General features: G+C 70.6%; 22 protein-coding genes. 7 read left to right on the forward strand and 15 right to left on the reverse strand.

Features of this window, described 5'->3' with window-relative positions; translation table 11 throughout:
- The first annotated feature begins 87 nt into the window (after positions 1 to 87).
- Positions 88 to 1,548, forward strand: a complete 1,461-nt coding sequence (locus DEJ48_RS11015) for a purine-cytosine permease family protein (RefSeq protein ID WP_150215976.1) — start codon at positions 88 to 90, stop codon at positions 1,546 to 1,548.
- A 115-nt stretch (positions 1,549 to 1,663) separates the two neighbouring features.
- The gene (locus DEJ48_RS11020; RefSeq protein ID WP_150215977.1) at positions 1,664 to 2,647 is read left to right on the forward strand and encodes an LLM class flavin-dependent oxidoreductase; all 984 of its coding nucleotides are present in this window, start codon (positions 1,664 to 1,666) and stop codon (positions 2,645 to 2,647) included.
- Between the two features lie 52 nt (positions 2,648 to 2,699).
- On the opposite strand, the gene DEJ48_RS11025 is transcribed toward DEJ48_RS11020, so the two are convergent.
- The 4 genes from DEJ48_RS11025 to DEJ48_RS11040 all read right to left on the reverse strand — a co-directional run bounded on the left by DEJ48_RS11025 (position 2,700) and on the right by DEJ48_RS11040 (position 9,041).
- Positions 2,700 to 4,124 carry a sugar porter family MFS transporter gene (locus tag DEJ48_RS11025; protein ID WP_150215978.1) on the reverse strand — a complete coding sequence of 475 codons (1,425 nt, stop codon included), beginning with the start codon at positions 4,122 to 4,124 and terminating at the stop codon, positions 2,700 to 2,702.
- Between the two features lie 218 nt (positions 4,125 to 4,342).
- Complete coding sequence (gene smc / locus DEJ48_RS11030; RefSeq protein WP_150215979.1) at positions 4,343 to 7,918, reverse strand: chromosome segregation protein SMC; 3,576 nt, start codon at positions 7,916 to 7,918, stop codon at positions 4,343 to 4,345.
- 235 nt (positions 7,919 to 8,153) lie between these two features.
- A complete protein-coding gene (locus DEJ48_RS11035; RefSeq protein ID WP_055551056.1) occupies positions 8,154 to 8,357 on the reverse strand; it encodes a hypothetical protein in 204 nt (67 codons plus the stop codon).
- A 402-nt stretch (positions 8,358 to 8,759) separates the two neighbouring features.
- A complete protein-coding gene (locus tag DEJ48_RS11040; protein WP_150215980.1) occupies positions 8,760 to 9,041 on the reverse strand; it encodes an acylphosphatase in 282 nt (93 codons plus the stop codon).
- Positions 9,042 to 9,169: 128 nt separating this feature from the next.
- Here DEJ48_RS11040 and DEJ48_RS11045 point away from each other — a divergent pair, with 128 nt between their 5' ends.
- Together DEJ48_RS11045 and DEJ48_RS11050 are read left to right on the forward strand one after the other, a co-directional pair.
- The gene (locus DEJ48_RS11045; RefSeq protein ID WP_150215981.1) at positions 9,170 to 10,054 is read left to right on the forward strand and encodes a CAP domain-containing protein; all 885 of its coding nucleotides are present in this window, start codon (positions 9,170 to 9,172) and stop codon (positions 10,052 to 10,054) included.
- A gap of 65 nt (positions 10,055 to 10,119) precedes the next feature.
- Positions 10,120 to 10,518, forward strand: coding sequence for a winged helix-turn-helix transcriptional regulator (locus DEJ48_RS11050; RefSeq protein ID WP_150215982.1), 399 nt, complete (start codon positions 10,120 to 10,122; stop codon positions 10,516 to 10,518).
- Here DEJ48_RS11050 and mutM read toward each other — a convergent pair.
- From mutM to DEJ48_RS11095, 9 genes are all read right to left on the reverse strand, one after another.
- Positions 10,491 to 11,351, reverse strand: coding sequence for a bifunctional DNA-formamidopyrimidine glycosylase/DNA-(apurinic or apyrimidinic site) lyase (gene mutM, locus DEJ48_RS11055; protein WP_150215983.1), 861 nt, complete (start codon positions 11,349 to 11,351; stop codon positions 10,491 to 10,493). The two genes, DEJ48_RS11050 and mutM, sit on opposite strands and share 28 nt — an antisense overlap.
- A 70-nt stretch (positions 11,352 to 11,421) precedes the next feature.
- Entirely contained in the window at positions 11,422 to 12,240 is an 819-nt protein-coding gene (gene rnc, locus DEJ48_RS11060; RefSeq protein WP_190537326.1) for a ribonuclease III, read from the reverse strand.
- A gap of 7 nt (positions 12,241 to 12,247) precedes the next feature.
- On the reverse strand, positions 12,248 to 12,421 hold the full coding sequence (gene rpmF, locus DEJ48_RS11065) for a 50S ribosomal protein L32 (protein WP_026165248.1): 174 nt from the start codon (positions 12,419 to 12,421) through the stop codon (positions 12,248 to 12,250).
- Between the two features lie 2 nt (positions 12,422 to 12,423).
- Positions 12,424 to 13,074, reverse strand: coding sequence for a YceD family protein (locus DEJ48_RS11070; protein WP_150215985.1), 651 nt, complete (start codon positions 13,072 to 13,074; stop codon positions 12,424 to 12,426).
- A 154-nt stretch (positions 13,075 to 13,228) separates the two neighbouring features.
- Entirely contained in the window at positions 13,229 to 14,317 is a 1,089-nt protein-coding gene (locus DEJ48_RS11075; RefSeq protein ID WP_150215986.1) for a cell division initiation protein, read from the reverse strand.
- A 111-nt stretch (positions 14,318 to 14,428) separates the two neighbouring features.
- On the reverse strand, positions 14,429 to 14,908 hold the full coding sequence (gene coaD / locus DEJ48_RS11080) for a pantetheine-phosphate adenylyltransferase (RefSeq protein ID WP_190329651.1): 480 nt from the start codon (positions 14,906 to 14,908) through the stop codon (positions 14,429 to 14,431).
- A gap of 26 nt (positions 14,909 to 14,934) precedes the next feature.
- On the reverse strand, positions 14,935 to 15,528 hold the full coding sequence (rsmD, locus tag DEJ48_RS11085; RefSeq protein ID WP_150215987.1) for a 16S rRNA (guanine(966)-N(2))-methyltransferase RsmD: 594 nt from the start codon (positions 15,526 to 15,528) through the stop codon (positions 14,935 to 14,937).
- Between the two features lie 53 nt (positions 15,529 to 15,581).
- Positions 15,582 to 17,783, reverse strand: coding sequence for an ATP-dependent DNA helicase RecG (recG, locus tag DEJ48_RS11090; protein WP_150215988.1), 2,202 nt, complete (start codon positions 17,781 to 17,783; stop codon positions 15,582 to 15,584).
- Between the two features lie 61 nt (positions 17,784 to 17,844).
- The gene (locus DEJ48_RS11095) at positions 17,845 to 19,521 is read right to left on the reverse strand and encodes a DAK2 domain-containing protein (protein WP_150215989.1); all 1,677 of its coding nucleotides are present in this window, start codon (positions 19,519 to 19,521) and stop codon (positions 17,845 to 17,847) included.
- A 239-nt stretch (positions 19,522 to 19,760) separates the two neighbouring features.
- Between DEJ48_RS11095 and rpmB the strand changes: the two genes are divergently transcribed.
- Complete coding sequence (rpmB, locus tag DEJ48_RS11100; RefSeq protein ID WP_016642993.1) at positions 19,761 to 19,946, forward strand: 50S ribosomal protein L28; 186 nt, start codon at positions 19,761 to 19,763, stop codon at positions 19,944 to 19,946.
- A gap of 89 nt (positions 19,947 to 20,035) precedes the next feature.
- Here rpmB and thiD read toward each other — a convergent pair whose 3' ends face one another.
- Together thiD and DEJ48_RS11110 are read right to left on the reverse strand one after the other, a co-directional pair.
- Positions 20,036 to 20,824, reverse strand: a complete 789-nt coding sequence (gene thiD, locus DEJ48_RS11105) for a bifunctional hydroxymethylpyrimidine kinase/phosphomethylpyrimidine kinase (protein ID WP_150215990.1) — start codon at positions 20,822 to 20,824, stop codon at positions 20,036 to 20,038.
- Entirely contained in the window at positions 20,821 to 21,789 is a 969-nt protein-coding gene (locus DEJ48_RS11110) for a thiamine-phosphate kinase (RefSeq protein ID WP_150215991.1), read from the reverse strand. Before DEJ48_RS11110 ends, thiD begins: the two co-directional genes overlap by 4 nt.
- 212 nt (positions 21,790 to 22,001) lie before the next feature.
- On the opposite strand from DEJ48_RS11110, the gene DEJ48_RS11115 reads away from it, so the two are divergent.
- Together DEJ48_RS11115 and DEJ48_RS11120 are read left to right on the forward strand one after the other, a co-directional pair.
- The gene (locus DEJ48_RS11115) at positions 22,002 to 22,235 is read left to right on the forward strand and encodes an Lrp/AsnC family transcriptional regulator (protein WP_016642988.1); all 234 of its coding nucleotides are present in this window, start codon (positions 22,002 to 22,004) and stop codon (positions 22,233 to 22,235) included.
- 20 nt (positions 22,236 to 22,255) lie between these two features.
- Positions 22,256 to 22,753: a DUF3515 domain-containing protein gene (locus DEJ48_RS11120; RefSeq protein ID WP_411757444.1), complete on the forward strand. Its 498-nt coding sequence runs from the start codon at positions 22,256 to 22,258 to the stop codon at positions 22,751 to 22,753.
- Positions 22,754 to 22,774 lie beyond the last annotated feature (21 nt).

Genomic DNA, 22,774 nt, shown 5'->3' on the forward strand with positions numbered 1-22,774 from the left:
GCATCAACGCGCGTAGAGTCCATCGCGATCACCCCCACCGACGGGTCGCAGCGTTGCGAGCCGAGCGAGAGGCACGGACCCACCCCCATGAGCACCACCGCCGAAACCGAAGGCGCCCTCGAGAGCGCCCTCGAGACACGGGGCCTCGAGCCCGTCCCGGACAGCGAGCGCACGGGCCGTACCCGTGAGCTCTTCCCCACCTGGGTAGCGGCCAACATCAGCGTCCTGCTGCTCACCATGGGCGCGGGCCTGATCGTCTCCAACGGCCTGAACATCTGGCAGGTCCTGGTCGTCGCCCTCGTCTCGCCCCTGCTGAGCTACGGAATGGTGGGGTTGATCTCCATCGCCGGCAAGCGCGGCGGCTCCCCGGGCATGACGCTCTCCCGCGCGGTCTTCGGCCAGCGCGGCAACCTCTTCCCGGGCGCCCTGATCTGGGTCGCCCGCTGGGGCTGGGAGACGATCAACGCGGTCACGGGCGCGTACGCGATCATCACCGTCCTGAACATCTGCTTCGGCGTCGAGTCGAGCACCTGGCTCACCGTCGTCACGCTGGTCGCCTTCGTCGCCTGCACGTTCCTGATCAGCGGCCTCGGCCGCAAGATCCTGCACATCTGCAGCACCTGGTCGACGTACGCCTTCGGCGCGTTCAGCGTGCTCGTGCTGATCTACCTCATCGCCGAGACCGACTGGTCGGCCGTCTTCGACAAGCCCGCGGGCTCCACCGCGATGATGGTCGCGGGCGTCGGCACCATCGCCGCCGGCGGCATCAGCTGGGTCCCCACCGGCCCCGACTTCACCCGCTACCTGCCGCGCACGGCCTCCAACAAGCCGCTGATCGGCCACGCCATCGGCGGCGCAGGCATCGTCGTCGTCCCGATGGTCCTGATGGGCGCGGTCATGGCGGTCTCCGACCCGAAGCTGTCCTCGGCGCAGGACCCGGTCTCCTTCCTCGGTGAGCTGCTCCCGATGTGGATCGCGGTGCCGTACCTGCTGATGGCCCTGATCGGCATGCTGCTGATCAACTCGATGTCGATGTACTCCGCGGGCTTCACCGCCATGACGCTCGGCATCAAGGTCCCGCGCGCGTGGGCGGTCAGCGTGAACGCGATCATCAGCCTGATCTTCGGCTACATCCTGATGAACGTGGCGACGAGCTTCATGGGGTCGTTCATCTCCTTCCTCACCCTCCTCGCGGTCGCCTTCTCCGCCTGGATCGGCGTCTTCGGCGTCGACATGCTGCGCCGCAGGACGTACGACGGCGAGGCGCTGATGGACACCAAGCGCACCAGCGCCTACTGGTACAAGGCGGGCTTCGCCTGGCAGGCCATGACGGCGTGGGCGATCGCCCTGGTCGTGGGCCTGCTCTTCACCAAGGTGGACTGGTTCAGCGGACCGCTCGCCACGTCCTGGATCGGCCGCCACGGCCTCGGCTGGCTGACCACGATCGTCATCGCCGCCGTGCTGTACGCGGTCCTGCCGAAGACCCCGCTGCCCGAGACCACGGCCTCCGGCAAGGGCAACGGCGAGACCGAGCTGGTCTCCGCCTGATCCCCGCCAACTTCCCCCCGGAGAACCTCAACTTCCGTACGAGGCTACCCATCTGACCCCCGGTCAACTACCGTCCCCCTTCGCCGCCCACGCACGGTGAAGGGGGACGTTGTCCATGCCCACCACAGTCGTACGGTTCAACCTCGTCGATCCCGCCGCCACACCCGCCTCGTTGAGCGAGCGCTACCGCGCCGCCCTGGAGATGGCCACGTACGCGGACGACCGCGGCATCTCCACCATCCAGACCGAGGAGCACCACGGCGCGGAGAACAACTGGATCTCCTCGCCCTTCACGTTCGCGGGCGCGGTGTTCGGCGCGACCCGGCGCATCGCGGTGACGGTGTCCGCGATCATCGGCCCGCTGCACGACCCGCTGCGGCTCGCCGAGGACATCGCCGTGCTCGACCTGCTGAGCGCGGGACGCCTGGTCACGGTGGCGGGCATCGGCTATCGGCCCGAGGAGTACGAGCAGTCGGGCGTCGACTGGAAGAGCCGCGGCAAACTCCAGGACGAGCTCCTGGAGACGCTGCTCGCGGCCTGGACGGGCGAGCCCTTCACCTTCCGCGGCCGCACCGTGCGCATCACACCGCGCCCCTTCACCCGCCCGCACCCGCTGCTGCTCGTCGGCGGCTCCTCGAAGGCGGCGGCCCGGCGCGCGGCCCGGCTCGGCCTGCCGTTCTTCCCCAGCGCCCACCTGCCCGACCTCGAGGCGTACTACCAGGAGCAGCTCACGGAGCACGGCACGGAGGGCTGGACGATGATGCCCGCCGCCGAGACCCCGCTGCTGCACGTCGCCGACGACCCGGACCTGACCTGGGCCAAGCACGGCGAACACTTCCTGCACGAGGCGCGCACGTACGCCTCCTGGCAGAACAAGGACATCCGCTCGGCGGTGAAGTCGACGGCCACGACGGTGGAGGAGCTGCGCGCCGAGGGCGTGTACCGCGTCCTGACACCCGATCAGTGCGTGGAGTACGCGAAGAGCGGCGCGGACAGCCTCATCCTGCACCCGCTCTCCGGCGGCATGCCGATCGACGAGGGCTGGCGCAGCCTGCACCACTTCTGCGAAAACGTACTGCCCCGGCTGAAGGACAAGTGAGCACGAGTCCTTCGGCCGGGGCAGCTTCCTGAAGAGGAGGGGGCAGCGGGGGTTAGCCCATCTCCTCCAGGGCTTTGCCCTTCGTCTCCTTGACGAACTTCATGACGAAGGGGATCGAGACGGCGGCGAACGCGCCGTAGATGATGTACGAGCCGGTCAGGGACCACTCGGACATGCTCGGGAAGGTCTTGGTGATCGCGAAGTTGGCGAGCCACTGGGCGGAGGCGGCCACACCGAGCGCGGCGGCGCGGATCCGGTTCGGGAAGATTTCGCCGAGCAGCACCCAGACGACCACACCCCAGGACAGGGCGAAGAAGAGCACGAACGCGTTGGCGGCGATGATCGCGGTCAGGCCCTGCGCGTTCGGCAGCGAGACGGTGTCACCGGAGCCGGTCTTGTACGAGAACGCCCACGCCATGGTGAACAGGGCCGCCGCCATGCCCGCGGAGCCGATGATGGCCAGCGGCTTGCGGCCGATGCGGTCGACGAAGATCATCGCGATGACCGTACCGATGATGTTCACGATCGACGTCTCGAACGAGTACAGGAACGAGCTGGACGGGTCCTTGCCGATCGACTGCCACAGCTGGTTCGAGTAGTAGAAGATCACGTTGATGCCGACGAGCTGCTGGAAGACCGAGAGCCCGATGCCGATCCACACGATCGGCAGGAAGCCGACCTTGCCGAGCAGGTCCTTGAAGGACGGCTTGTGCTCGCGGTGCAGGCCCCGCTCGATCTCGTCGACGCGCGCGTCCAGGTCGATGGAGGTGCCCTCGACCTCGCCGAGCACCTTCTTGGCCTCGGAGTGCCGGCCCGCCGAGATCAGGAAGCGCGGGGACTCGGGGATGATGAAGGACAGCAGTCCGTAGAGCAGGGCCGGGATGACCATGACGCCGAGCATCCACTGCCAGGCCTCGAGCCCGCCGAGCTTGCCGCGCTGGTCGCCGTCGGCCATGTTCAGGATGCCCCAGTTGACCAGCTGGGAGACGGCGATGCCGATGACGATCGCGGCCTGCTGGAACGAGGCGAGGCGGCCGCGGTAGGCGGGCGGCGCGACCTCGGCGATGTAGGCCGGGCCGATCACCGAGGCCATGCCGATGCCGATGCCGCCGATGAGGCGCCACACCGTGAGGTCCCAGGCCGCGAAGGGCAGGGCCGAACCGACGGCGCTGGCCGCGAAGAGGACGGCGGCGATCTGCATGCAGCGGATGCGGCCGATGCGGTCGGCGATGCGTCCGGCCACGGCGGCGCCGACCGCGCAGCCGAGGAGCGCGGTGGCGATGATCCAGCCGAGCATGTTGGCGTCGACGTCGAAACGGTGCTGGATGGCGACGGTCGCGCCATTGATCACCGAACTGTCGTAGCCGAAGAGGAAGCCACCCATCGCGGCGGCTGCCGTAATGAAGATGACATGGCCGAGATGGTCCGGGTGGGCCTCTCTGGCTCCGGACTGGGGCGCCTGCGATGTGCTGGTCACGTGTACTCCTCGGGCCACCGGCAGCGCTGCCGGGGGTGGGGGCGAGCTCTTCAAGTGGCGCACAACTTCACGCCGCCCACCACCTGAAGGTAAAAGCAACGTTGCAGAGACTATGCCTTCAAGTTTCGAAGTCAATAGGTCGACTGGTGTGAATTTGAGGGCACTCTGAGGCCGCTTGCGTTCAAGCCTTGAACTTCTGAAGGGGGATCGCGTGGGACTTAACGGAGCCGCTGGCTGATGACCTTCGAGACACCGTCGCCCTGCATCGAGACGCCGTACAGCGCGTCCGCGACCTCCATCGTGCGCTTCTGGTGCGTGATCACGATGAGCTGCGAGGCCTCCTGCAGCTCCTGCATGATGCGGATGAGCCGCTGCAGGTTGGTGTCGTCGAGCGCCGCCTCGACCTCGTCCATCACGTAGAACGGGCTGGGCCGCGCCTTGAAGATCGAGACGAGCAGCGCGACGGCGGTCAGCGACCGTTCGCCGCCGGACAGCAGCGAGAGCCTCTTGACCTTCTTGCCGGGCGGCCGGGCCTCGACGTCCACGCCGGTGGCGAGCATGTTGTCGGGATCGGTCAGGATCAGCCGGCCCTCACCGCCGGGGAACAGCCGCGAGAAGACGCCCTCGAACTCCCGGGCCGTGTCGTAGTAGGCCTCGGTGAAGACCTGCTCGACGCGTTCGTCGACCTCCTTCACCACCTGCAGGAGGTCGCTCCGCGTCTTCTTCAGGTCTTCGAGCTGCTCGCTGAGGAACTTGTGGCGCTCCTCCAGCGCCGCGAACTCCTCAAGGGCCAGCGGGTTCACCTTCCCGAGCTGCTGATACGCCCGTTCGGCGGACCTGAGCCGCTTCTCCTGCTCTCCCCTGACGAACGGCACCGGCAGATTGCGCGGATGCCCCGGATCGTCGGGCAGCTCCTCGCCCTCGGCGGCGGGCGAGGGCGGCACGGGCTGATCGGGGCCGTAGTCGGCCACGAGTCCCGCCGGCTCCACACCGAGCTCCTCCAGTGCCTTGGTCTCCAGCTGCTCGATCCGCAGCCTCTTCTCGGCTCCTAGTACCTCGCCCCGATGAACTGAATCAGTCAATTTGTCGAGCTCGGCCTTGAGATCGCGGCCCCGGCCCCGCGCGGCGAGCAGATCCCGCTCCCGCACCTCCTTGGCGCGCTCGGCCGCGGTGCGCTCGTCGTCCGCCCGTACGAGCGAGACCTCGACGTGGGCGAGCAGCTGACGCCCGCCGGACGCGACGGCCTCGGCGACCGCCGCCTCGTGGCGCAGCCGCGCCTTGCGCTGCTCGGCACGCGCGCGTGCCTCGCGTTCGGCGCGGGCGGCCCGGTCGAGGGAGTCGGCGCGGCCCGCGAGGGCCTTCACCCGCTCCTCGTGCGTACGCGCCTGGAGCCTGGCCTCCATCTCGGTCTGCCGGGCGTTGGCCCCGTCGGCGGCGAGCCGGTCGCGTACGGAGGTGTCGGGCTCCTCGTCCTCGCCGCCCCGGGACGCCTCCTCGGCGACGGCGAGCCGCTCGGCCAGCTCCTCGGCCTCCTCGACCGCCTTGTCCAGGGCGTCCTGCGCCTTGGCCGCCGCGGCGGTGCTGCGCTCGGCCTCGCCCGCGGCGCCCCGCGCCTGTCCGGCGAGCGCGCCCAACTGCTGCGCCACGGATGACTTCTCCCGGTCGGCGGCCCGGCGCCGCTCCCCCAACTCCTCGACGAGGGCGGCGCATTCCTTGCGCCGCTCCCCCGCACGCTGCTGCGCCGACGCCAACTCCTCGCACTGCGCGGCGAGTCGCTCCAGCTCCTCGGCGGCCTCGTCGACGGACGCCTGTACTTCGAGCAGGCTCGGCGCCCCCGCGGAGCCGCCCTGCGCGAAGTGCGCGCCGAGCAGGTCTCCCTCGGCGGTGACAGCGGTCAGCCCGGGGTGCGCGTAGACCAGGTCCTCGGCGTCCTCCAGCGTGCCGACGGCGACGATCCCGCGCAGCAGCCGCCGCACCCCGGGCATCAGTTCGTCGGGCCCCCGCACGAGGTCGGCGGCGCACGGCGGCCCGCCGGGACGTTCCTGCGCCTCGTCGGAAGCGGCGGTGTCGTCGGGAGCGCCGCCGAGCAGCAGCGCGGCACGCCCCGCGTCCTGCTTGCGCAGCAGCCGGATGGCTTCGGCTGCGGTGCTCGGGCCGCTGACGGCCACGGCGTCGGCCGCGGCGCCGAGCGCGGCGGCGACGGCCACCTCGTGGCCGGGAGCGACGGTGAGCAGGGCGGCGACCGGGCCGAGCAGCCCGGTGAGCTGTTCCTTGGCGGCGAGCAGCGCTCCGGTGCCGTCCTTGCGGCGCAGGCCGAGCGCGAGCGCCTCGTGCCGGGCGGCGACCGCGGCCCGCTTGCGTTCGGCGGCCGTGGCGGCCTCGCGGGCGGCGGTGAGCGCGGCCTCGGCGTCGGCGAGCTCCCGCTTCACCGCGTCGTGCCGCTCGCCGAGCTCGGCGTCGTCCGCGTCGAGCCCGTCGACCTCGGCCTTCAGCGTCTCGTACGCCTCCTGCGCCACGACAGCGCGCTCCGCGGCCTCGTCGCGTGCGACGGCGAGCCGGTCGATCTCGGCCTGCGCGGACGCCGCCCGCGACCGGGCCGCGTTGACCTGCCCGTGCAGCCGGGCCAGCCCCTCGCGGCGGTCGGCGATGGCCCGCGCCACGTCCTTGAGTCTGCGCTCCTCGACGGCCAGCTGCTGTTCGAGGTCGGAGCGGTGAGCGACGGTGTCGTCCAGGGCGTGTTCGGCGGCCTCCAGCGCGGCTTCGAGCTCGGCCTCCTGTTCGCGGATGCGGGCGGCCTCGCGCTCCATGTCCTCGGGGTCGCGGCCGCGCCGCTCCTCGGGCGGTGCGGCGGTGGCGCTCTTGACCCGGGCGTCGGCCAGCGAGACGGTGCCGCGCACCCGCTCGGCCAGCTGCGACAGTTCGTACCAGGTCTGCTGGGCGCGTTGCAGCCTCGGGGTGAGGCGCCGCACCTCCTCTTCGAGCTGGGCCTCGCGCTGGAGGGCGGCCTTCAGCTCGGCCTCGGCGCTCTCCTTGCGCTCCTTGAGCGCGGCTTCGTCGGCGACCTCGGCGTTCAGTGCCTCGCGCATGCGGACGAGGTCGTCGGCGAGCAGGCGCAGGCGGGCGTCGCGCAGATCGGCCTGGATGACGGCGGCCCTGCGGGCGACGGCGGCCTGCCGGCCCAGCGGCTTGAGCTGGCGTCGCAGCTCGTCGGTGAGGTCCTGGACGCGGGCGAGGTTGGCCTGCATGGCGTCGAGCTTGCGCAGCGCCTTCTCTTTGCGCTTGCGGTGCTTGAGGACGCCCGCGGCCTCCTCGATGAACGCGCGGCGCCCCATCGGGTCGGCGTGCAGCACACCGTCGAGCTGTCCCTGCCCGACGATGACGTGCATCTCGCGGCCGATGCCGGAGTCGGAGAGCAGCTCCTGGATGTCGAGGAGGCGGCAGGTGTCGCCGTTGATCTGGTACTCGCTGCCGCCGTTGCGGAACATGATCCGCGTGATGGTGACTTCGGCGTACTCGATGGGCAGCGCGCCGTCGGAGTTGTCGATGGTGAGGGAGACCTCGGCGCGGCCGAGCGGGGGCCGCCCGGTGGTGCCGGCGAAGATGACGTCCTCCATCTTGCCGCCGCGCAGGGATTTGGCGCCCTGCTCCCCCATGACCCAGCTCAGCGCGTCCACGACGTTGGACTTGCCGGAGCCGTTGGGTCCGACGACGCAGGTGATGCCCGGCTCGAACTTCAGTGTCGTCGCCGACGCGAAGGACTTGAAGCCGCGCAGGGTCAGGGCCTTGAGATGCACGCCGTCGGACTCTACCTTTCACTGACCGTTTCACCGATGAAGGTGCAGGGCACATCAGACGGTAAAGGGAGCAGCGTACGCGGGGACAAGAAAGAAGGGACGCCGAAGCGTCCCTTGCATGTCTTGCATACCTGAACACGAGCGGCCGGCCGACATTGACGGGCTGACCACTTGTCGGGTGCTAAGGGCGCTTGTTCATCTGCTCAAGGCCCTGGTTCTAGTGATCGGATAGGGGTCAGGTGAGCGCAGGCTCCGCCTGGGGTACGTCGATGCTCTCCAGGAGCGATTCGTGAGAAGCGGCAGCCGCGAGCGCGTCGTTCTCGGCCTGGATCCGGCCGAGCTCGGATTCGAGGTCCTGGACGCGCTGCTGGAGCCGTCGCATCTCGGCGAGGAGTCGCGGGTCGCTGCCGCCGACGTAACCGAGAAGCGCCTTTGCCATGATGGATGGTCCTCCACACTGAGTGACCGACCGAAGCGGTGTGGGTCGTGAGGGAATCGCACCCGCGGTGCTTGGCACTCGTTGTTTCGCTGGGTCTTGCTGGCCGTTCTCACATGCCAAACAGCTAAGGTGCGCGGGGCTTCCAGAGTCTCACCAAAAAGTTTGACGGTCAACACGATCACACCCCGTATTGGCGGGCGACCCGGGGGCGCGCGGCCTGGAAACCGGCGGCGCTGCTACTCCTGCGGGGCCCTGGGGGCGTGGAGATCATCCTTACCTGCGGAGCCTGCCACGACAAGCCGTTCTTGGCAACCACCAGGCTTTTTCTGCCTCAGGCAGTTGCCCGGGACACTCGTCGGGCACCCCGGCGCCCCCGCCCCACCGCGTTCGCCCGGGTCAGGCTCAGCGAATGGCGAAGGTCTCGTATATGCCACGCGGTGTGTCCCAGATCTCGGTGACTCCGTCGACCCGGCCGGGTGTGTCGCCGTCCCGGAGCCAGTCGAGCAACTTCTGGCAGCCGACCCGGGGGCCTTCGGCGACGACCTGGACGCGGCCGTCCTCCAGATTGAGAGCAAAACCACTCAGCCCGCCGATCTCCAGAGCCTTGGCCCGCGTGAACCAGCGGAATCCCACGGCCTGCACGCGTCCGCGCACCCAGGCGGTGAGTCGTACGTCTTCGTTCATGAGTGCACGCTAACCGGCCAATTGCTCTGGGAGCACTTCGTCCCCATGCGCCATCGCGTACAGTCGCGAATCGATGAGCCTCACTCATATGGGTGAGTCACGTTGATCTTAGGACGAAAGGTCAGGAGATGGGACGCCACCGACGCTCCGGCGCCGGCCGCGCCGCCGCCACCCCTGAGAACCACCCGGGAGCGGTGACGCACCGCCGCAAGGGCCGCGCCACCACCCCGGTCCGCACGGGTCTGCTCGGCGTCTCCGCCGCCGTCGCGATGGGTGCCGTCGCGGTCGCCGCGGGCGTGCTCCCGGGCAGTGACGGCTACCGGCTGGGCGGCGGGGGCGACCCGGGCGAGGTACGCTCCGCGGCCGTCCCCACCGAGGTGGACACCCAGGGCGGCAAGAGCGCCGACGCGGGTCGCGGCGAGCCGTCGCCGAGCCGCGGCACCGGCCGCTCCGAAGCGCCGAAGCCCGCTCCCTCCAAGGCCGACCCGAAGCCGTCGAAGACGCCGTCCGAGAAGCCGTCGTCCCAGGCGCCGAAGCGGGACGCCGACAACGGCGGCAAGCCGAAGCCCGCTCCGTCCCGTACGCCCGAGGAGAAGCCGAAGGCTCCCCCGGCGCGCTCCGAGTCGTCCTCCGACGAGAGCACGGCGGAGGCCGCGGTCCTCACCCTGGTCAACCAGGAGCGGGCCAAGGTGGGCTGCCGGCCGGTGCGGGCCGACGACCGGCTCGCCGCGCTGGCGGGCGACTTCAGCTCGGACATGGCCGAGCGCGACTTCTTCGACCACACCGACCCGGACGGCGCGACGCCGTGGGACCGCGCCGAGAAGGCCGGGATATCGGATCTGGGCGGCGAGAACATCGCCCGCGGCCAGGCCGACGCGCAGTCGGTCATGGACGCCTGGATGAACAGCACGGGCCACCGCGCCAACATCCTCAACTGCGACTACAAGACCCTCGGCGTCGGAGCGCACTTCGCGCCGGGCGGCCCGTGGTGGACGCAGGACTTCGGCTTCTGAGCCGGTCCCTCCACCCAGGGGCGCACTAACTATTCGAAAGCGCTGTGCGCGAGTAGGCTGCCCTCATGCAACCGACCGTCGGCATGGATCCGAACGACCTGGCGTACGACGTGTTCTCCCGCCAGTGCCCCTCGCGGGGCACCCTGGAGCACATCACCGGTCGCTGGGGCGGGCTCACGCTGGGAGCGCTGCACGAGGGCACGTTCCGCTTCAACGAACTGCGCCGCCGGGTCGACGGCGTGAGCGAGAAGATGCTCTCCCAGACCTTGCACGCGCTGGAGCGCGACGGTCTGGTGCACCGCGACGCGCAGCCCACCAACCCGCCGCGCGTGGACTACGCGCTCACCCCGCTGGGGCGGGAGGTCGCCGAACGCCTGCTGGCCCTCATCCGTTTCGTGGAGAGCCGGCAGGACGACGTGGTGCGCGCCCAGGAGTGTTACGACGCGACGCGCGGCGGCCGCTGACAGCGCGGACAGAAGTAGCTGGACCTGTTCATCCAGGGGCGTCGGCGGATCGCGGCGCCGCAGCGGCGGCACGGTTCGTTCTCCCTGCCGTACGCGTCGAGGGACCGGTCGAAGTAGCCCGACTCGCCGTTCACGTTGACGTAGAGACTGTCGAAGCTGGTGCCGCCGACGGCGAGGGCCGCGTTCATCACGTCCCGTACGTGCCCGAGGAGTTCGGCCGTGCGCGGGCGCGTGAACGTGCCGGTGGGCCGTTCGTAGTGCAGCTTCGAGCGCCACAGCGCCTCGTCCGCGTAGATGTTGCCGACCCCGCTGATCAGCGACTGGTCGAGCAGCGCCCGCTTGATCGTCGTACGCCTGCGGCGCAGCGCGCGATGGAAGGCGTCGTCGTCGAACGCGGTGTCCAGCGGGTCGCGCGCGATGTGCGCGATGACGTCCGGCAGCCCGTCGGGGGTGTTGTCGTGGAGCGAGAGCCCGCCGAAGGTGCGCTGGTCGACGAAGCGGAGCTCGGTGCCCTGGTCGTCCGCGAAGCGCACCCGGATCCGCAGGTGCTTCTCGTCCGGCGCCTCGTGGGGCTGCACGAGCAACTGCCCGCTCATGCCCAGATGGGCCAGGACGGACTGCGCGGAGTCGGCGAGCGGCAGCCACAGATACTTGCCGCGCCGCTGCGCGAGACCGATCCGGTGCCCCATCAGCCGGTCGCCGAAGTCCTCGCCTCCCGCCACGTGCCGCCGCACCGCACGCGGGTGCAGCACCTGCACGTCGGCGACGACGCGCCCGCTGACCCAGCGCTCCAGACCGCGCCGGACCACTTCGACTTCGGGCAACTCGGGCATGGCTCTCCTTCGGCAGCACGATGCCGGCCGCCCCCAGTGGGGACGACCGGCATCAAAGGATAGGCGGCGGTCAGGCCGAGGGGGCGTCGGCGGTCCCCTCGGACCGGGCGGCAGCGGCGGCCTCGGCCGCCTTGATCCGCTCGTCCGCGGCGGCGCGAATGGCACGCCACGCGGACTCGGCGGCCTGCTGCTCCGCTTCCTTCTTGCTGCGGCCGGTGCCGGTGCCGTACGAGACGCCTCCGACGCGGGCGGCAGCAGTGAAAGTCTTCTCGTGGTCGGGGCCGCTCTCCGTGACGAGATACTCGGGCACGCCGAGGCTCTCCGTCGCGGTGAGCTCCTGGAGACTGGTCTTCCAGTCCAGGCCCGCGCCCAGGTTCGAGGACTTTTCGATCAACGGGTCGAAGAGCCGGTGGACGAGCTCACCCGCGGCGTCCAGACCCTGGTCCAGATAGACCGCGCCGATCACCGCTTCCAGGGTGTCGGCGAGGATGGATGCCTTGTCCCGGCCACCCGTGCCCTCTTCGCCCCGGCCGAGCCGGATGAAGGAGCCGAGTTCGAGGCCACGGCTGACCTCCGCCAGCGCACGCGAATTGACCACCGCGGCCCGCAACTTGGCCAGCTGGCCTTCGGGCAGGTCGGGGTGGGTGCGGTACAGCGTGTCCGTGACGACGAGGCCGAGCACCGAGTCCCCGAGGAACTCCAGACGCTCGTTCGTCGGCAGGCCGCCGTTCTCGTACGCGTACGAACGGTGGGTCAGCGCACGCACCAGAAGGGCGGACTCGAGCTTGTACCCGAGCCGCCCTTCCAGAAGCGTGTGGGACGAGGCCGTTGTCTCCGCCAGTTTCTTGGCGTCTTCCGCCTTCTTGGGGCTAGACACGGTGCCTCTCACCAGCCGCTCAGACCTCGAGGACCTGGCGCTTGTTGTAGGTGCCGCAGCTCGGGCACGCGATGTGCTGCTGCTTGGGCTCCTGGCAACGCTCACACGAAACCAGGGTGGGGACCGCAGCCTTCCACTGCGACCGGCGGTGGCGCGTGTTGCTGCGCGACATCTTCCGCTTCGGAACAGCCACGGCTACTTCTCCTGCTTCTCGTCGACGCCCGCTTCCGCTTCGGCGCCGCTCATCTCGTCCTTCTCGCCGTCCTGGATGGTGCCAGCGAGTCCCTGCAAAGCCGCCCAACGGATGTCGACGGCGTCATGGTGGTGGTCCGGGTCGTCCGCGAGCCGCACTCCGCACTGGGAGCACAGGCCCGGACAGTCGTCCTGGCACACCGGCTGCATCGGCAGTGCGAGCACCACCGCATCGCGCAGCACGGGTTCGAGGTCGAACATGCCGTCCTCGAGGTAGAGCCTGTTCTCGTCTTCCTCGGCGTCGTCGGCCGGCTCCGCGGTGCGGCCCCGGTCGTCGGCGTCAGGGTACGAGAACATCTCCTGGAAGTCCGCGTCGAGCTCCAGCTCGAGCGGCTCCAGACACCTTACGCACTCCCCCTCGGCCGATGCACGGGCGGTGCCTGTGACAAGCACCCCTTCCATGACCGACTCAAGGCGGATCTCCAGCTCGACCGGGGCGCCCTGCGGCACTCCGACGACTCCTTCGATGCCGAAGGCGGCCGGCGGACCGGGCGCCTCGATCTCGCGGGTCAGCCGCTGCATGGCACCAGGACGCCGACCCAGCTCGTGTGTGTCGAACACGAGGGGGTTCCGGTGGTCGAGGCGCGTGCTCAGGGCTTTTCCTGCTTTCGAATACTGGGGTTCCGTGGGAGGGGCCGCCGCACTGGGGCCTCGGAGGTGAGGCTTGGCGGGCAGCCGAAGTCGCGGACGTATGCGCGACCGAAGAGCCAGGATACTTGACCTTTCGCTCTCGGCCCAATCCGGTCCGTCAGGGCTGCTGACGTCCCTGTTCGTACTGGCGCAGCTGCTCGGCGCTGATCATGGTCGTGTCGAAGAGGCTGGCCTCTTCGAGCGTCGCGGCAGGCGTCGCGGTCGGCGTCTCGTACTGCGGCTGCTCGTAGCCCTGCTGCTGGTAGCCGTACTGATCGTGCTGCTGGTGCTGGTACGCGTACGGATCCTGCTGGCCATAGGCCTGCTGGTACGCGTACTGGTCCTGCTGCTGGTACCCGTCGTGCTGCGGGTAGCCGTACGGATCGGGCTGCTGCTGCGGCGGCGCGTAGGGCTGCTGGGCCGGGATCGGCGGGGCCTGGGCGGGCTGCGGCGGGGCGGGCTCGGCGGCGGGGGCGGGCCTCGCCGCGGGCGAGGGTCCCGCGAGGTCCGCCAGGTACTCGGCGTCGGTGGTGTGGCCCTGGGAGGCGGCGCCCTCGCCGAGGGTGCCGAGCTCGTCGGCGGGGGCCCGGCCGTGCAGGGTCTGGCGGCCGCGGCCGACGGCTTCGAGGGTCTTGGCGAGGACCGCCTCGAAGGCGCCGAGCTTCGCGTCCACGTACGCGTCGGCGTTGCGGCGCAGCGTCTCGGGGTCGTGGCTGCGCTCGGGGGCGTCCTCGTCCTCGTACCCCTGCTCGTCGAGGCCGGGTCCGGTGCCGAGGAGCTTCTCGCGGCCGCGGCCGACCGAGCCCAGGGTCTTGGTGAGGACGACCTCGAAGTTGGCGAGCTTGCTGTCCACGTAGTCGTCGGCCTCGACGCGGACCTCGTCGGCGGCCTGGCGGGCCTCCGCGAGGATGCGGTCGGCCTCGCTCTGCGAGTTGCGGGCGACCTCGGTGTCGGAGATCAGGGAGCCGCGCTCGGCGTGGGCGGACTCGATGATCCGCTCGGCCTCCTGGCGGGCCTGCTCGACGAGCTGCTCGCGGCCGCCGATGAGCTCCTGGGCCTGCGCGAGGGAGCCCGGCAGGGCCTGGCGCACCTCTTCGAGCATCGAGAGCAGATCGGCGCGGTTGACCACGCACGAGGCCGACATGGGCATGGACCGGGCGCTGCCGACCGCCTGGACGATCTCGTCGATCTTCTTCTGCACGTCCACCGTGTGCTCGCCACTCTCTACAGCTGGTTGTGAGACGGACGGGACGACTGTAAGGCCAGTGGCCGCCCGCCCGACACCGGGTGACGAACTGTCAGCGATCCTGCCGACGGGTCACTTCTTACCCAGGCGTTCGACCAGGGCCTCGTGGACCAGCGGCGGCAGCAGGTGCGCGACGTCACCGCCCCAAGCCGCGACCTCCTTGACCAGCGAGGAGGAGAGGAAGCTGTACGTGGGGTTCGTCGGCACGAACAGGGTCTCGACGCCCGAGAGGCCGTTGTTCATCTGGGCCATCTGGAGTTCGTAGTCGAAGTCGCTGACCGCGCGCAGGCCCTTGACGATGGCCGGGATGTCGCGCTGCTTGCAGAAGTCGACGAGGAGGCCGTGGAAGGACTCCACCTCGACGTTGCCGAAGTCGGCGGTGACCTGGCGGATCATCTCGATCCGCTCCTCGATCTCGAACAGGCCCTTCTTCGACTGATTGATCATCACCGCGACGTGCACCACGTCGTACAGCTTGGAGGCGCGGGCGATGATGTCGAGGTGTCCATTGGTGATGGGGTCGAAAGACCCCGGACAGACGGCGCGGCGCAACGTGAGTCCCTCGCTCTCCGGTCCGGTCATGGCGCGATCACTGAGTCGTCGCACGTAGAGGCGGCGCGACCGTACCAAAACGTCCCTTCGCCGTAGCGACGGGACCTGAGGGCCTCGAAACCCTCCGGCCAGCCGAAGACACCGCCTCTTGTACTGCGTTCAACGGTGACGAGCGCGTCGTCGGTGAGCCAGCCCTCCGAGCGGAGTGTGAGGAGGATCTCCCGAAGATCGTCATCGGTGACGGCGTACGGAGGATCGAGGAAGACCAGGTCGTACGGGCTGGTGGGAGCCCCTGCCTGGACGATCTGGGCGGCTTTGCCCGCCCGCACGTCGGCGCCGGGCAGGCCGACCGCCTTCACGTTCTCGCGGATGGTGCGCGCGGCCCTGGCGTCGGCCTCGACGAGCAGGGTGTGCGCGGCGCCGCGGGACAGCGCCTCCAGGCCGACGGCTCCGGAGCCCGCGTACAGGTCGAGGACGCGGGCCCCGTCGAGCGTGCCCTGGAGGGCCTGCCAGGTGGAGAAGAGGCCTTCGCGCGCGCGGTCGGACGTGGGGCGGGTGCCGTTGCCCGGCGGTACGGCCAGGCGGCGTCCGCCGGCCGTGCCGGCGATCACGCGGGTCATCTGATTCCTTCTGGCTGGACGGTGGTGATCCCACGATATGGCGTACGGCGGTATCAGCCCTTGTCGAGGTACTGCTCGCGCTCCGCGTCGAGGAGGGCGTCCAGCGCGGTGCGCAGCGCGGGCAGCCGCTCGAGCTCCGGGTCGTCGGCGACCACGGCGACCGCTTCCTCGCGGGCGGCGGCGATGATCTCCTCGTCGTCGATGACGGCGAGCATGCGCAGGCTGGAGCGGACGCCGGACTGGGCCTGGCCGAGGACGTCGCCCTCGCGGCGCTGCTCCAGGTCGATGCGGGACAGCTCGAATCCGTCGAGGGTGGAGGCGACCGCTCCGAGGCGGCCGCGGGCGGGGCTGGCCTCGGGCATGTCGGTGACCAGGAGGCAGAGGCCGGGGGCGGAGCCTCGGCCGACGCGGCCGCGGAGCTGGTGCAGCTGGGAGACGCCGAAGCGGTCCGCGTCCATGATCACCATGGCGGTGGCGTTCGGTACGTTCACGCCGACCTCGATGACCGTCGTCGCGACGAGGACCTGCGTCTCGCCCGCGGCGAAGCGGCGCATCACGGCGTCCTTGTCGTCGGGCTGCATGCGGCCGTGCAGGACCTCGACCTTCAGACCGCTCAACGGGCCGCGGGCGAGCTGTTCGGCGACCTCGACGACCGCGAGCGGGGGCCGCTTCTCGGCGGTGGCCTCCTCCTCGGCCTTCTTCTTGGCCTTCTTCGGATCCTCTTCCTCATCACCGATGCGGGGGCACACCACGTACGCCTGGTGGCCGTTCTCGACCTCCTCGCGCACGCGCTCCCAGGCGCGGGCCAGGAAGTGCGGCTTGTCCTCGGCGGGGACGACGTGGCTGGCGATCGGCGAGCGCCCGGCGGGGAGCTGGTCCAGGACGGACGTCTCCAGGTCGCCGAAGACGGTCATCGCCACGGTCCGCGGGATGGGGGTGGCCGTCATGACCAGGAGGTGCGGGGGCTGCTTGCCCTTGCCGCGCAGGGCGTCGCGCTGCTCCACACCGAAGCGGTGCTGCTCGTCGACGACGACGAGGCCCAGGTCGTGGAACTGGACCTTGTCCTCGATCAGCGCGTGGGTGCCGATGACGATCCCGGCGTCACCGGTGACCAGGTCGAGCAGGGCCTGGCGGCGGGAGGCCGCGCCCATGGAGCCGGTGAGCAGCGTGACCTTCGTGGCGTGCTCGGCGCCGCCCAGCATGCCGCCCTCGGCCAGCTCGCCCATCATCTCGACGATGGAGCGGTGGTGCTGCTGCGCGAGGACTTCGGTGGGCGCCAGCATCGCGGCCTGGCCGCCCGCGTCCACGACGGCGAGCATGGCGCGCAGCGCGACCATGGTCTTCCCCGATCCGACCTCTCCCTGGAGGAGGCGGTGCATGGGGTGTTCGGTCGCGAGGTCGTCGAAGATCTCCTTGGAGACCTTCTCCTGGCCGTCCGTGAGGGTGAAGGGCAGCTTGGCGTCGAACGCGTCGAGGAGGCCGCCGGGCTTGCGCCTGCGGGCGACGGCGGGGAGTTGGGCGTCCGCGTACCTCCGCCGGGCCAGGGCGACCTGGAGGACGAAGGCCTCGTCCCACTTGAGGCGGTCGCGGGCGGCGGCGATGTCCGCCTTGGAGTGCGGCCGGTGGATCTTCAGGAGGGCTTCGGGGAGCGGGATCAGGCCGCGTCCGTCGCGCAGGGAGGGCGGCAGCGGGTCCTGGGCCTCCTGGGCGCTGGGCAGGACCATGTCGACCGACTTGGCGATCTTCCAGGACTCCAGCTTGGCGGTGGCCGGGTAGATCGGCAGCTGGGCGCCGGCCCAGGAGCCGACGGTCTCGCCCGCCTCGTCGCCGTCGCCCCGCAGCAGTTCGTACGCCGGGTGGGCCAGCTGCATCTTGCGGTTGAAGACCGACACCTTGCCCGCGAACATCGCGCGGGTGCCGGGCAGCAGGTCCTTGTGCGGCTTGTGGATGCCGCGGCCGAAGAAGACGAGCTGGACCTGGCCGCTTCCGTCGGTGATGGTGACTTCGAGGCGCTGGCCGCGACCTCCGTTGAACTTCAGGATGCGCGCGGTCGCGACCTGGGCGACCACCGTGACGTGCTCGTCCAGGGGGAGGTCGGCGAGGCGGGTGAGCTCACCGCGCTCGGCGTACCGCCGGGGGTAGTGGTGCAGGAGGTCACCGACCGTGTGCAGGTCGAGGTGCTCGGCCATCACCTTCGCTGTGGCGGGGCCGACCACTTTCTTCAGGGGTTCTTCGAGCGCGGGCACGAGATCCATTGCACACCACGGCACTGACAATGCGGTGCAGGTCCCCCGGATCGGCCGCCCTGCTGCTCCGCTACTCCACGCCGATGAGCATGAGCGCCGACTGACGGCCGCCTCGGTAGACGACGGTGTCGACGGCCAGGTACGCCTCGCGCACGTGCTTCTCCAGGTGCTCGGCGACGGTGTCGGGCACGGACTCGCCGAGTACGAGCGTGACCATCTCGCCGCCCGCCGACAGCATGCGGTCGAGGACCGAGACGGCGGTGCGGGCCACCTCGGCGCCGATCACGGCCACGTCGCCGTCGATCAGGCCGAGCACGTCGCCGGTCTGGCAGATGCCCGCCATGGTCCAGGACTGCCGCTCGGCGACGGCCAGTTCGCCGTAGCGGGTCGCGCCGGCCGCCGAGGTCATGGCGACGACGTCCTCGTCGAAGCGGCGGTCCGGCTCGTGCACGGCGAGCGCCGCGATGCCTTGGACGGCGGAGCGGGTGGGGATGAGCGCGACGCGTACGCCTTCGGTGCGGGCCTGTTCCGCGGCGGCGGCCGCGGTATGCCGCAACTCGGCGTCGTTCGGCAGGAGCACCACCTCACGGGCGTGGGCCCGCCGGATCGCGTCGACGAGCTCACCGCTGGCGGGCGGCTCCCCCACGCGCGTGGGCACGGTGGTCGCCCCGGCCTCCGCGTACAGTCCGGCGAGTCCCTCGCCGGGCACGACGGCGACGACGGCCCGCTGTGCGCGTTCCCTGGGCGGCTGGGCGGTGGTGTGCGGGGTGGTGGTGTGTGCGTCGTCCGCTCCGAAGTGGGTGATCCGGATGCGGTGGGGGCGGCCCGCCTCCACGCCGGCCTCGACGGCGGCGCCCGCGTCGTCGACGTGGACGTGGACGTTCCAGAGCCCGTCGCCGCCGACCACGACGAGCGAGTCGCCGAGCCGGTCGAGGCGGGCCCGCAGCCGCGTGACGGCGGCGTCGTCCGCCTCCAGGAGGTAGATCACCTCGAAGGCGGGGCCGCTCTCGTCGCCGGGCACGTCCTCGCACTCGACGGCCTCCACGCGTGCGTGGCCGTGGACCGAGCCCTTGCCGTGTGCCGCGCCCCTCGCCGTCAGGGGCTCGCCCGAGAGGGCGCCCGTCAGCGCCCCCAGGACCGCCACGAGCCCCCGGCCCCCGGCGTCCACGACCCCCGCGCGGCCGAGTACCGCGAGCTGTCCGGGCGTCGCCTCCAGCGCCGCACGGGCCCCTTCGTACGCCGCCCTGGCCACTGCCCCGCAGTCGCCGCCGGTGCCGGTCGCCGCGTCGGCGGCCGCGGTGGCCACCGTCAGGACGGTGCCTTCGACGGGGTGGGCGACCGCCTGGTACGCGGATTCGGCGGCCTGCCGCAGCGCGCGCTCCAGGACCGGCCCCTCGACGTGATCTGCCTCACCGCGGGGCACCCCATCGGCGCCGATGACCTGCGCCATCCCCCGCAGCAGCTGCGACAGGATCGTGCCCGAGTTCCCGCGGGCGCCGATGAGCGCTCCGTGCGCCATCGCGCGCACCGTCTCGGTCAGCGAGGGGAGGGCGGGTTCGTGGCCCGTGAACGCCGCGTCCACCGCCTGCGAGGCGGATTCCACGGTCAGGTAGAGGTTCGTCCCGGTGTCCCCGTCCGCGACCGGATAGACGTTGATCGAGTCGATCTCCTCGCGGGCCCTGCCGAGGGCGTCCAGAGCCAGTCGGCACCAGGCGCGCACCGCGACCGCGTCGAGGTTCTGCGGCACCTGTTCGCCTCCTTGACCATCCGGAATGGACGCAGCGTAGACCCAGCGTGAACGGAGGGCCCGGGGCGGGGGCCGGGCCGTCCGTGGTAGTTTCGTTGTACCGAAGCAGTCGTTGTATGCTGCTTCGGTTGCCCGATACGCATCGGGCCATTCCTCCTGGCAACGCCACTTCGATCATTGCACTGATCCCGGCATGCCGGGTTTAACCGTAAGTGCATCTGAAGTCTTTGGAGTGACCCGTGGCTGCCAACTGCGACGTCTGTGGCAAGGGGCCGGGCTTCGGCAACAACATCTCGCACTCGCACCGCCGTACGCCCCGTCGCTGGAACCCGAACATCCAGCGTGTGCGTGCCGTGGTGAGCGGGACGCCGAAGCGCCTCAACGCTTGCACCTCGTGCATCAAGGCCGGCAAGGTCTCGCGCTGACGTCAGCGCGGCCACCTAGCTGGTTGCTGAAAGAGCCGGTCCTCCTTCGGGGGGACCGGCTCTTTCGTCTGTTCACGCGCTGATCACGCCTACTTGGACCGCCAGCCGTGGTCCACCGGGCCGATCCCGCCGCCGAGCGCGAACCCCTCGGCGATCGCCCCGGTCACGTACTCCTTGGCCGCCGCCACCGCCTCGGGCACGCCCTGCCCCTTCGCGAGCTGCGACGCGATCGCGCTGGCCAGGGTGCAGCCCGTGCCGTGCGTGTGGCGGTTGTCGTGCCGGGGGGCGCGCAGGACGTGCTCCTCCGAGCCATCAGTGAGCAGGTCCACGGCGTCGCCACGGAGGTGGCCGCCCTTGATGAGGACCCACTTCGGCCCGTACGCGAGGACGGCGTCCGCCGCGCGCCGCAGGCCGTCCTCGGAGTCCACCTCGACGCCGGTGAGCTGGGCGACCTCGTCGAGGTTGGGGGTCGCGACCGTGGCGGCCGGCAGCAGCTTCGTGCGGACCGAGTCCAGGGCGGACGCGGCGAGCAGCGAGTCGCCGTGCTTGGAGACCCCGACCGGATCGACGACCGCGGGCGCGTCCGTGCCCGCGATCAGCTCGGCGACCGTCTCGACCAGCGCTGCCGAGGCGAGCATGCCGGTCTTCACGGCCTGTACGCCGATGTCGTCGACGACGCTGCGGTACTGGGCCCGCACCGCCTCCACCGGCAGCTCCCAGAAGCCCTGCACGCCCAGGGAGTTCTGCGCGGTGACGGCCGTGACGACGCTCATGCCGTGCGTGCCGAGGGCGAGCATCGTCTTCAGGTCGGCCTGGATGCCCGCGCCGCCGCCGGAGTCGGATCCGGCGACGGTCAGGACACGCGGCGGGGCGGTCATTCGGTGTCCCCGTTGTCCCCGAAGTGGTCCCAGCCCTTGCTGGTCCACGGGGCGCCGTCCACGGTCACCTGGGGCAGCGCGGAGGGGTTGAGGACCTCGCCGATGACCTTCCAGCGGGCGGGCAGCTTCACGTCCGGCGGGAAGGTCGCCACGATGGCGTGGTCCTCTCCCCCGTTGAGCACCCACTGGAGGGGGTCGACACCGACGGCCTGCCCGATGTCGTTCATCTGGGAGGGTACGTCGACGTCCCCGGAACGGATGTCGATCCGCACCTTGCTGGCCTCGGCGATGTGCCCGAGGTCGGCGATCAGGCCGTCGCTGACGTCCGTCATGGAGGTGGCGCCGAGGCCTGCGGCCGCGGGGCCCGCGTGGTACGGCGGTTCGGGCCTGCGGTGGGCCTCCACGAAGGCGCGCGGGGAGCGGAAGCCGCGGGAGAGCACGGCGTGCCCGGCCGCGGACCAGCCGAGCCAGCCCGTCACGGCGACGACGTCGCCGGTCTGGGCGCCCGCGCGCGTGACGGGCTCGTGGTTGCGCAGGTCGCCGAGTGCGGTGATGGCCACGGTGATCGTGTCGCCGCGCACCACGTCGCCGCCCACGACGGCCGCGCCCGCGACCTGGCACTCGTCCCTGAGGCCGTCCATCAGCTCGGTGGGCCAGCTCGCGGGGAGTTCGGCGGGCACGACCAGGCCGAGCAGCAGCGCGGTCGGCACGGCGCCCATGGCCGCGATGTCGGCGAGGTTCTGCGCCGCGGCCTTGCGGCCCACGTCGTACGCGGTCGACCAGTCGCGGCGGAAGTGCCGCCCCTCGAGGAGGATGTCGGTGCTCGCCACGACCCTGCGGTCCGGGGCGGTCACGACCGCCGCGTCGTCGCCCGGGCCGAGCCGTACGGCCGGCGTGGAGGTGAGCCGTGAAGTGAGCTCTCTGATGAGCCCGAACTCCCCCAACTCGCCCACGGATCCCTTCACCGAGTCTCACCATGCCCTTTCAAGCTGCCCGGCCCCCGGTCGCGAGCCGTCTCTGTCGTCGGTACGGTCGACGTGACCGTCAACTTCTGTTGTCCGTCCACCGCGATGTGCGCGCCACAGGTCGCCCGGGTCTCCCCGCGGCGAGCGGCGACGCGGTACCGTGGCGTCCCTTTCTCCCCCCACATGATCCTCGTGGCCGCCCTGGAGGTTCCGTGGTACAGGCGTACATCCTGATCCAAACAGAGGTCGGCAAGGCGTCGACCGTCGCCGAGCTGATCGGCAAGATCCCGGGAGTGATCCAGGCCGAGGACGTGACCGGTCCCTACGATGTCATCGTGCGCGCCCAGGCGGACACGGTGGACGAACTCGGTCGCATGGTGGTCGCCAAGGTCCAGCAGGTGGATGGCATCACCAGAACCCTGACCTGCCCGGTCGTGCACTTGTAGCCCCCGTCTACCCTGGCCCGGTGAACATCCCCCACCTCCGGCGCCGCTGCCTCACAGGAATGTCCGCCCTCGCCCTGTCGATCACGACAGCTGCCTGTTCAGGTACGGACGACGAGGCGTCAGTGGTGGTTCCGTCCCCGGACGCGAAGGCCGCGAGTCTCTGCCGGGACCTGCACGAACAGCTGCCGGAAAAGGTCGACGGGCTGGGGCGCACCGACCCCGGGCCGAAGTCCGACCTGACCGCGGGGTGGGGAGACCCGGCGATCATACTGCGCTGCGGCGTGCCGCGGCCCCCCAAGATGATCGACCTCTCCTACGCACCGAAGAACGGCGTGAAGGTGAACGGCGTAGCCTGGCTCCTGGAGAAGCGTGACGACGGTTCGTACACCTTCACGACCGGTGCGCGCCTCGCCTACGTGGAGGTGACACTGCCGAAGGAGCGTACTGGGGGCGGCCTGGGTCCGCTCACGGACTTCGCCGCCCCCATCAAGAAGACCGTCCCCAAGGGGATCGCCTGAGCCTCGAAGACAGGCTCTGAG

The sequence above is a fragment of the Streptomyces venezuelae genome (genome assembly GCF_008642315.1).
Lineage (GTDB): Bacteria > Actinomycetota > Actinomycetes > Streptomycetales > Streptomycetaceae > Streptomyces > Streptomyces venezuelae_D.

Excerpts from the sequence above, each read along its gene's own strand:
- thiD (WP_150215990.1), bottom strand. The coding sequence starts at position 20,824 with ATGACCGCCCCGCCGCGTGTCCTGACCGTCGCCGGATCCGACTCCGGC.
- recG (WP_150215988.1), bottom strand. The coding sequence starts at position 17,783 with ATGGATCTCGTGCCCGCGCTCGAAGAACCCCTGAAGAAAGTGGTCGGC.
- DEJ48_RS11035 (WP_055551056.1), bottom strand. The coding sequence starts at position 8,357 with ATGGCAAAGGCGCTTCTCGGTTACGTCGGCGGCAGCGACCCGCGACTC.
- DEJ48_RS11045 (WP_150215981.1), top strand. The coding sequence starts at position 9,170 with ATGGGACGCCACCGACGCTCCGGCGCCGGCCGCGCCGCCGCCACCCCT.
- DEJ48_RS11040 (WP_150215980.1), bottom strand. The coding sequence starts at position 9,041 with ATGAACGAAGACGTACGACTCACCGCCTGGGTGCGCGGACGCGTGCAG.
- DEJ48_RS11050 (WP_150215982.1), top strand. The coding sequence starts at position 10,120 with ATGCAACCGACCGTCGGCATGGATCCGAACGACCTGGCGTACGACGTG.
- DEJ48_RS11020 (WP_150215977.1), top strand. The coding sequence starts at position 1,664 with ATGCCCACCACAGTCGTACGGTTCAACCTCGTCGATCCCGCCGCCACA.
- rsmD (WP_150215987.1), bottom strand. The coding sequence starts at position 15,528 with ATGACCCGCGTGATCGCCGGCACGGCCGGCGGACGCCGCCTGGCCGTA.
- DEJ48_RS11015 (WP_150215976.1), top strand. The coding sequence starts at position 88 with ATGAGCACCACCGCCGAAACCGAAGGCGCCCTCGAGAGCGCCCTCGAG.
- mutM (WP_150215983.1), bottom strand. The coding sequence starts at position 11,351 with ATGCCCGAGTTGCCCGAAGTCGAAGTGGTCCGGCGCGGTCTGGAGCGC.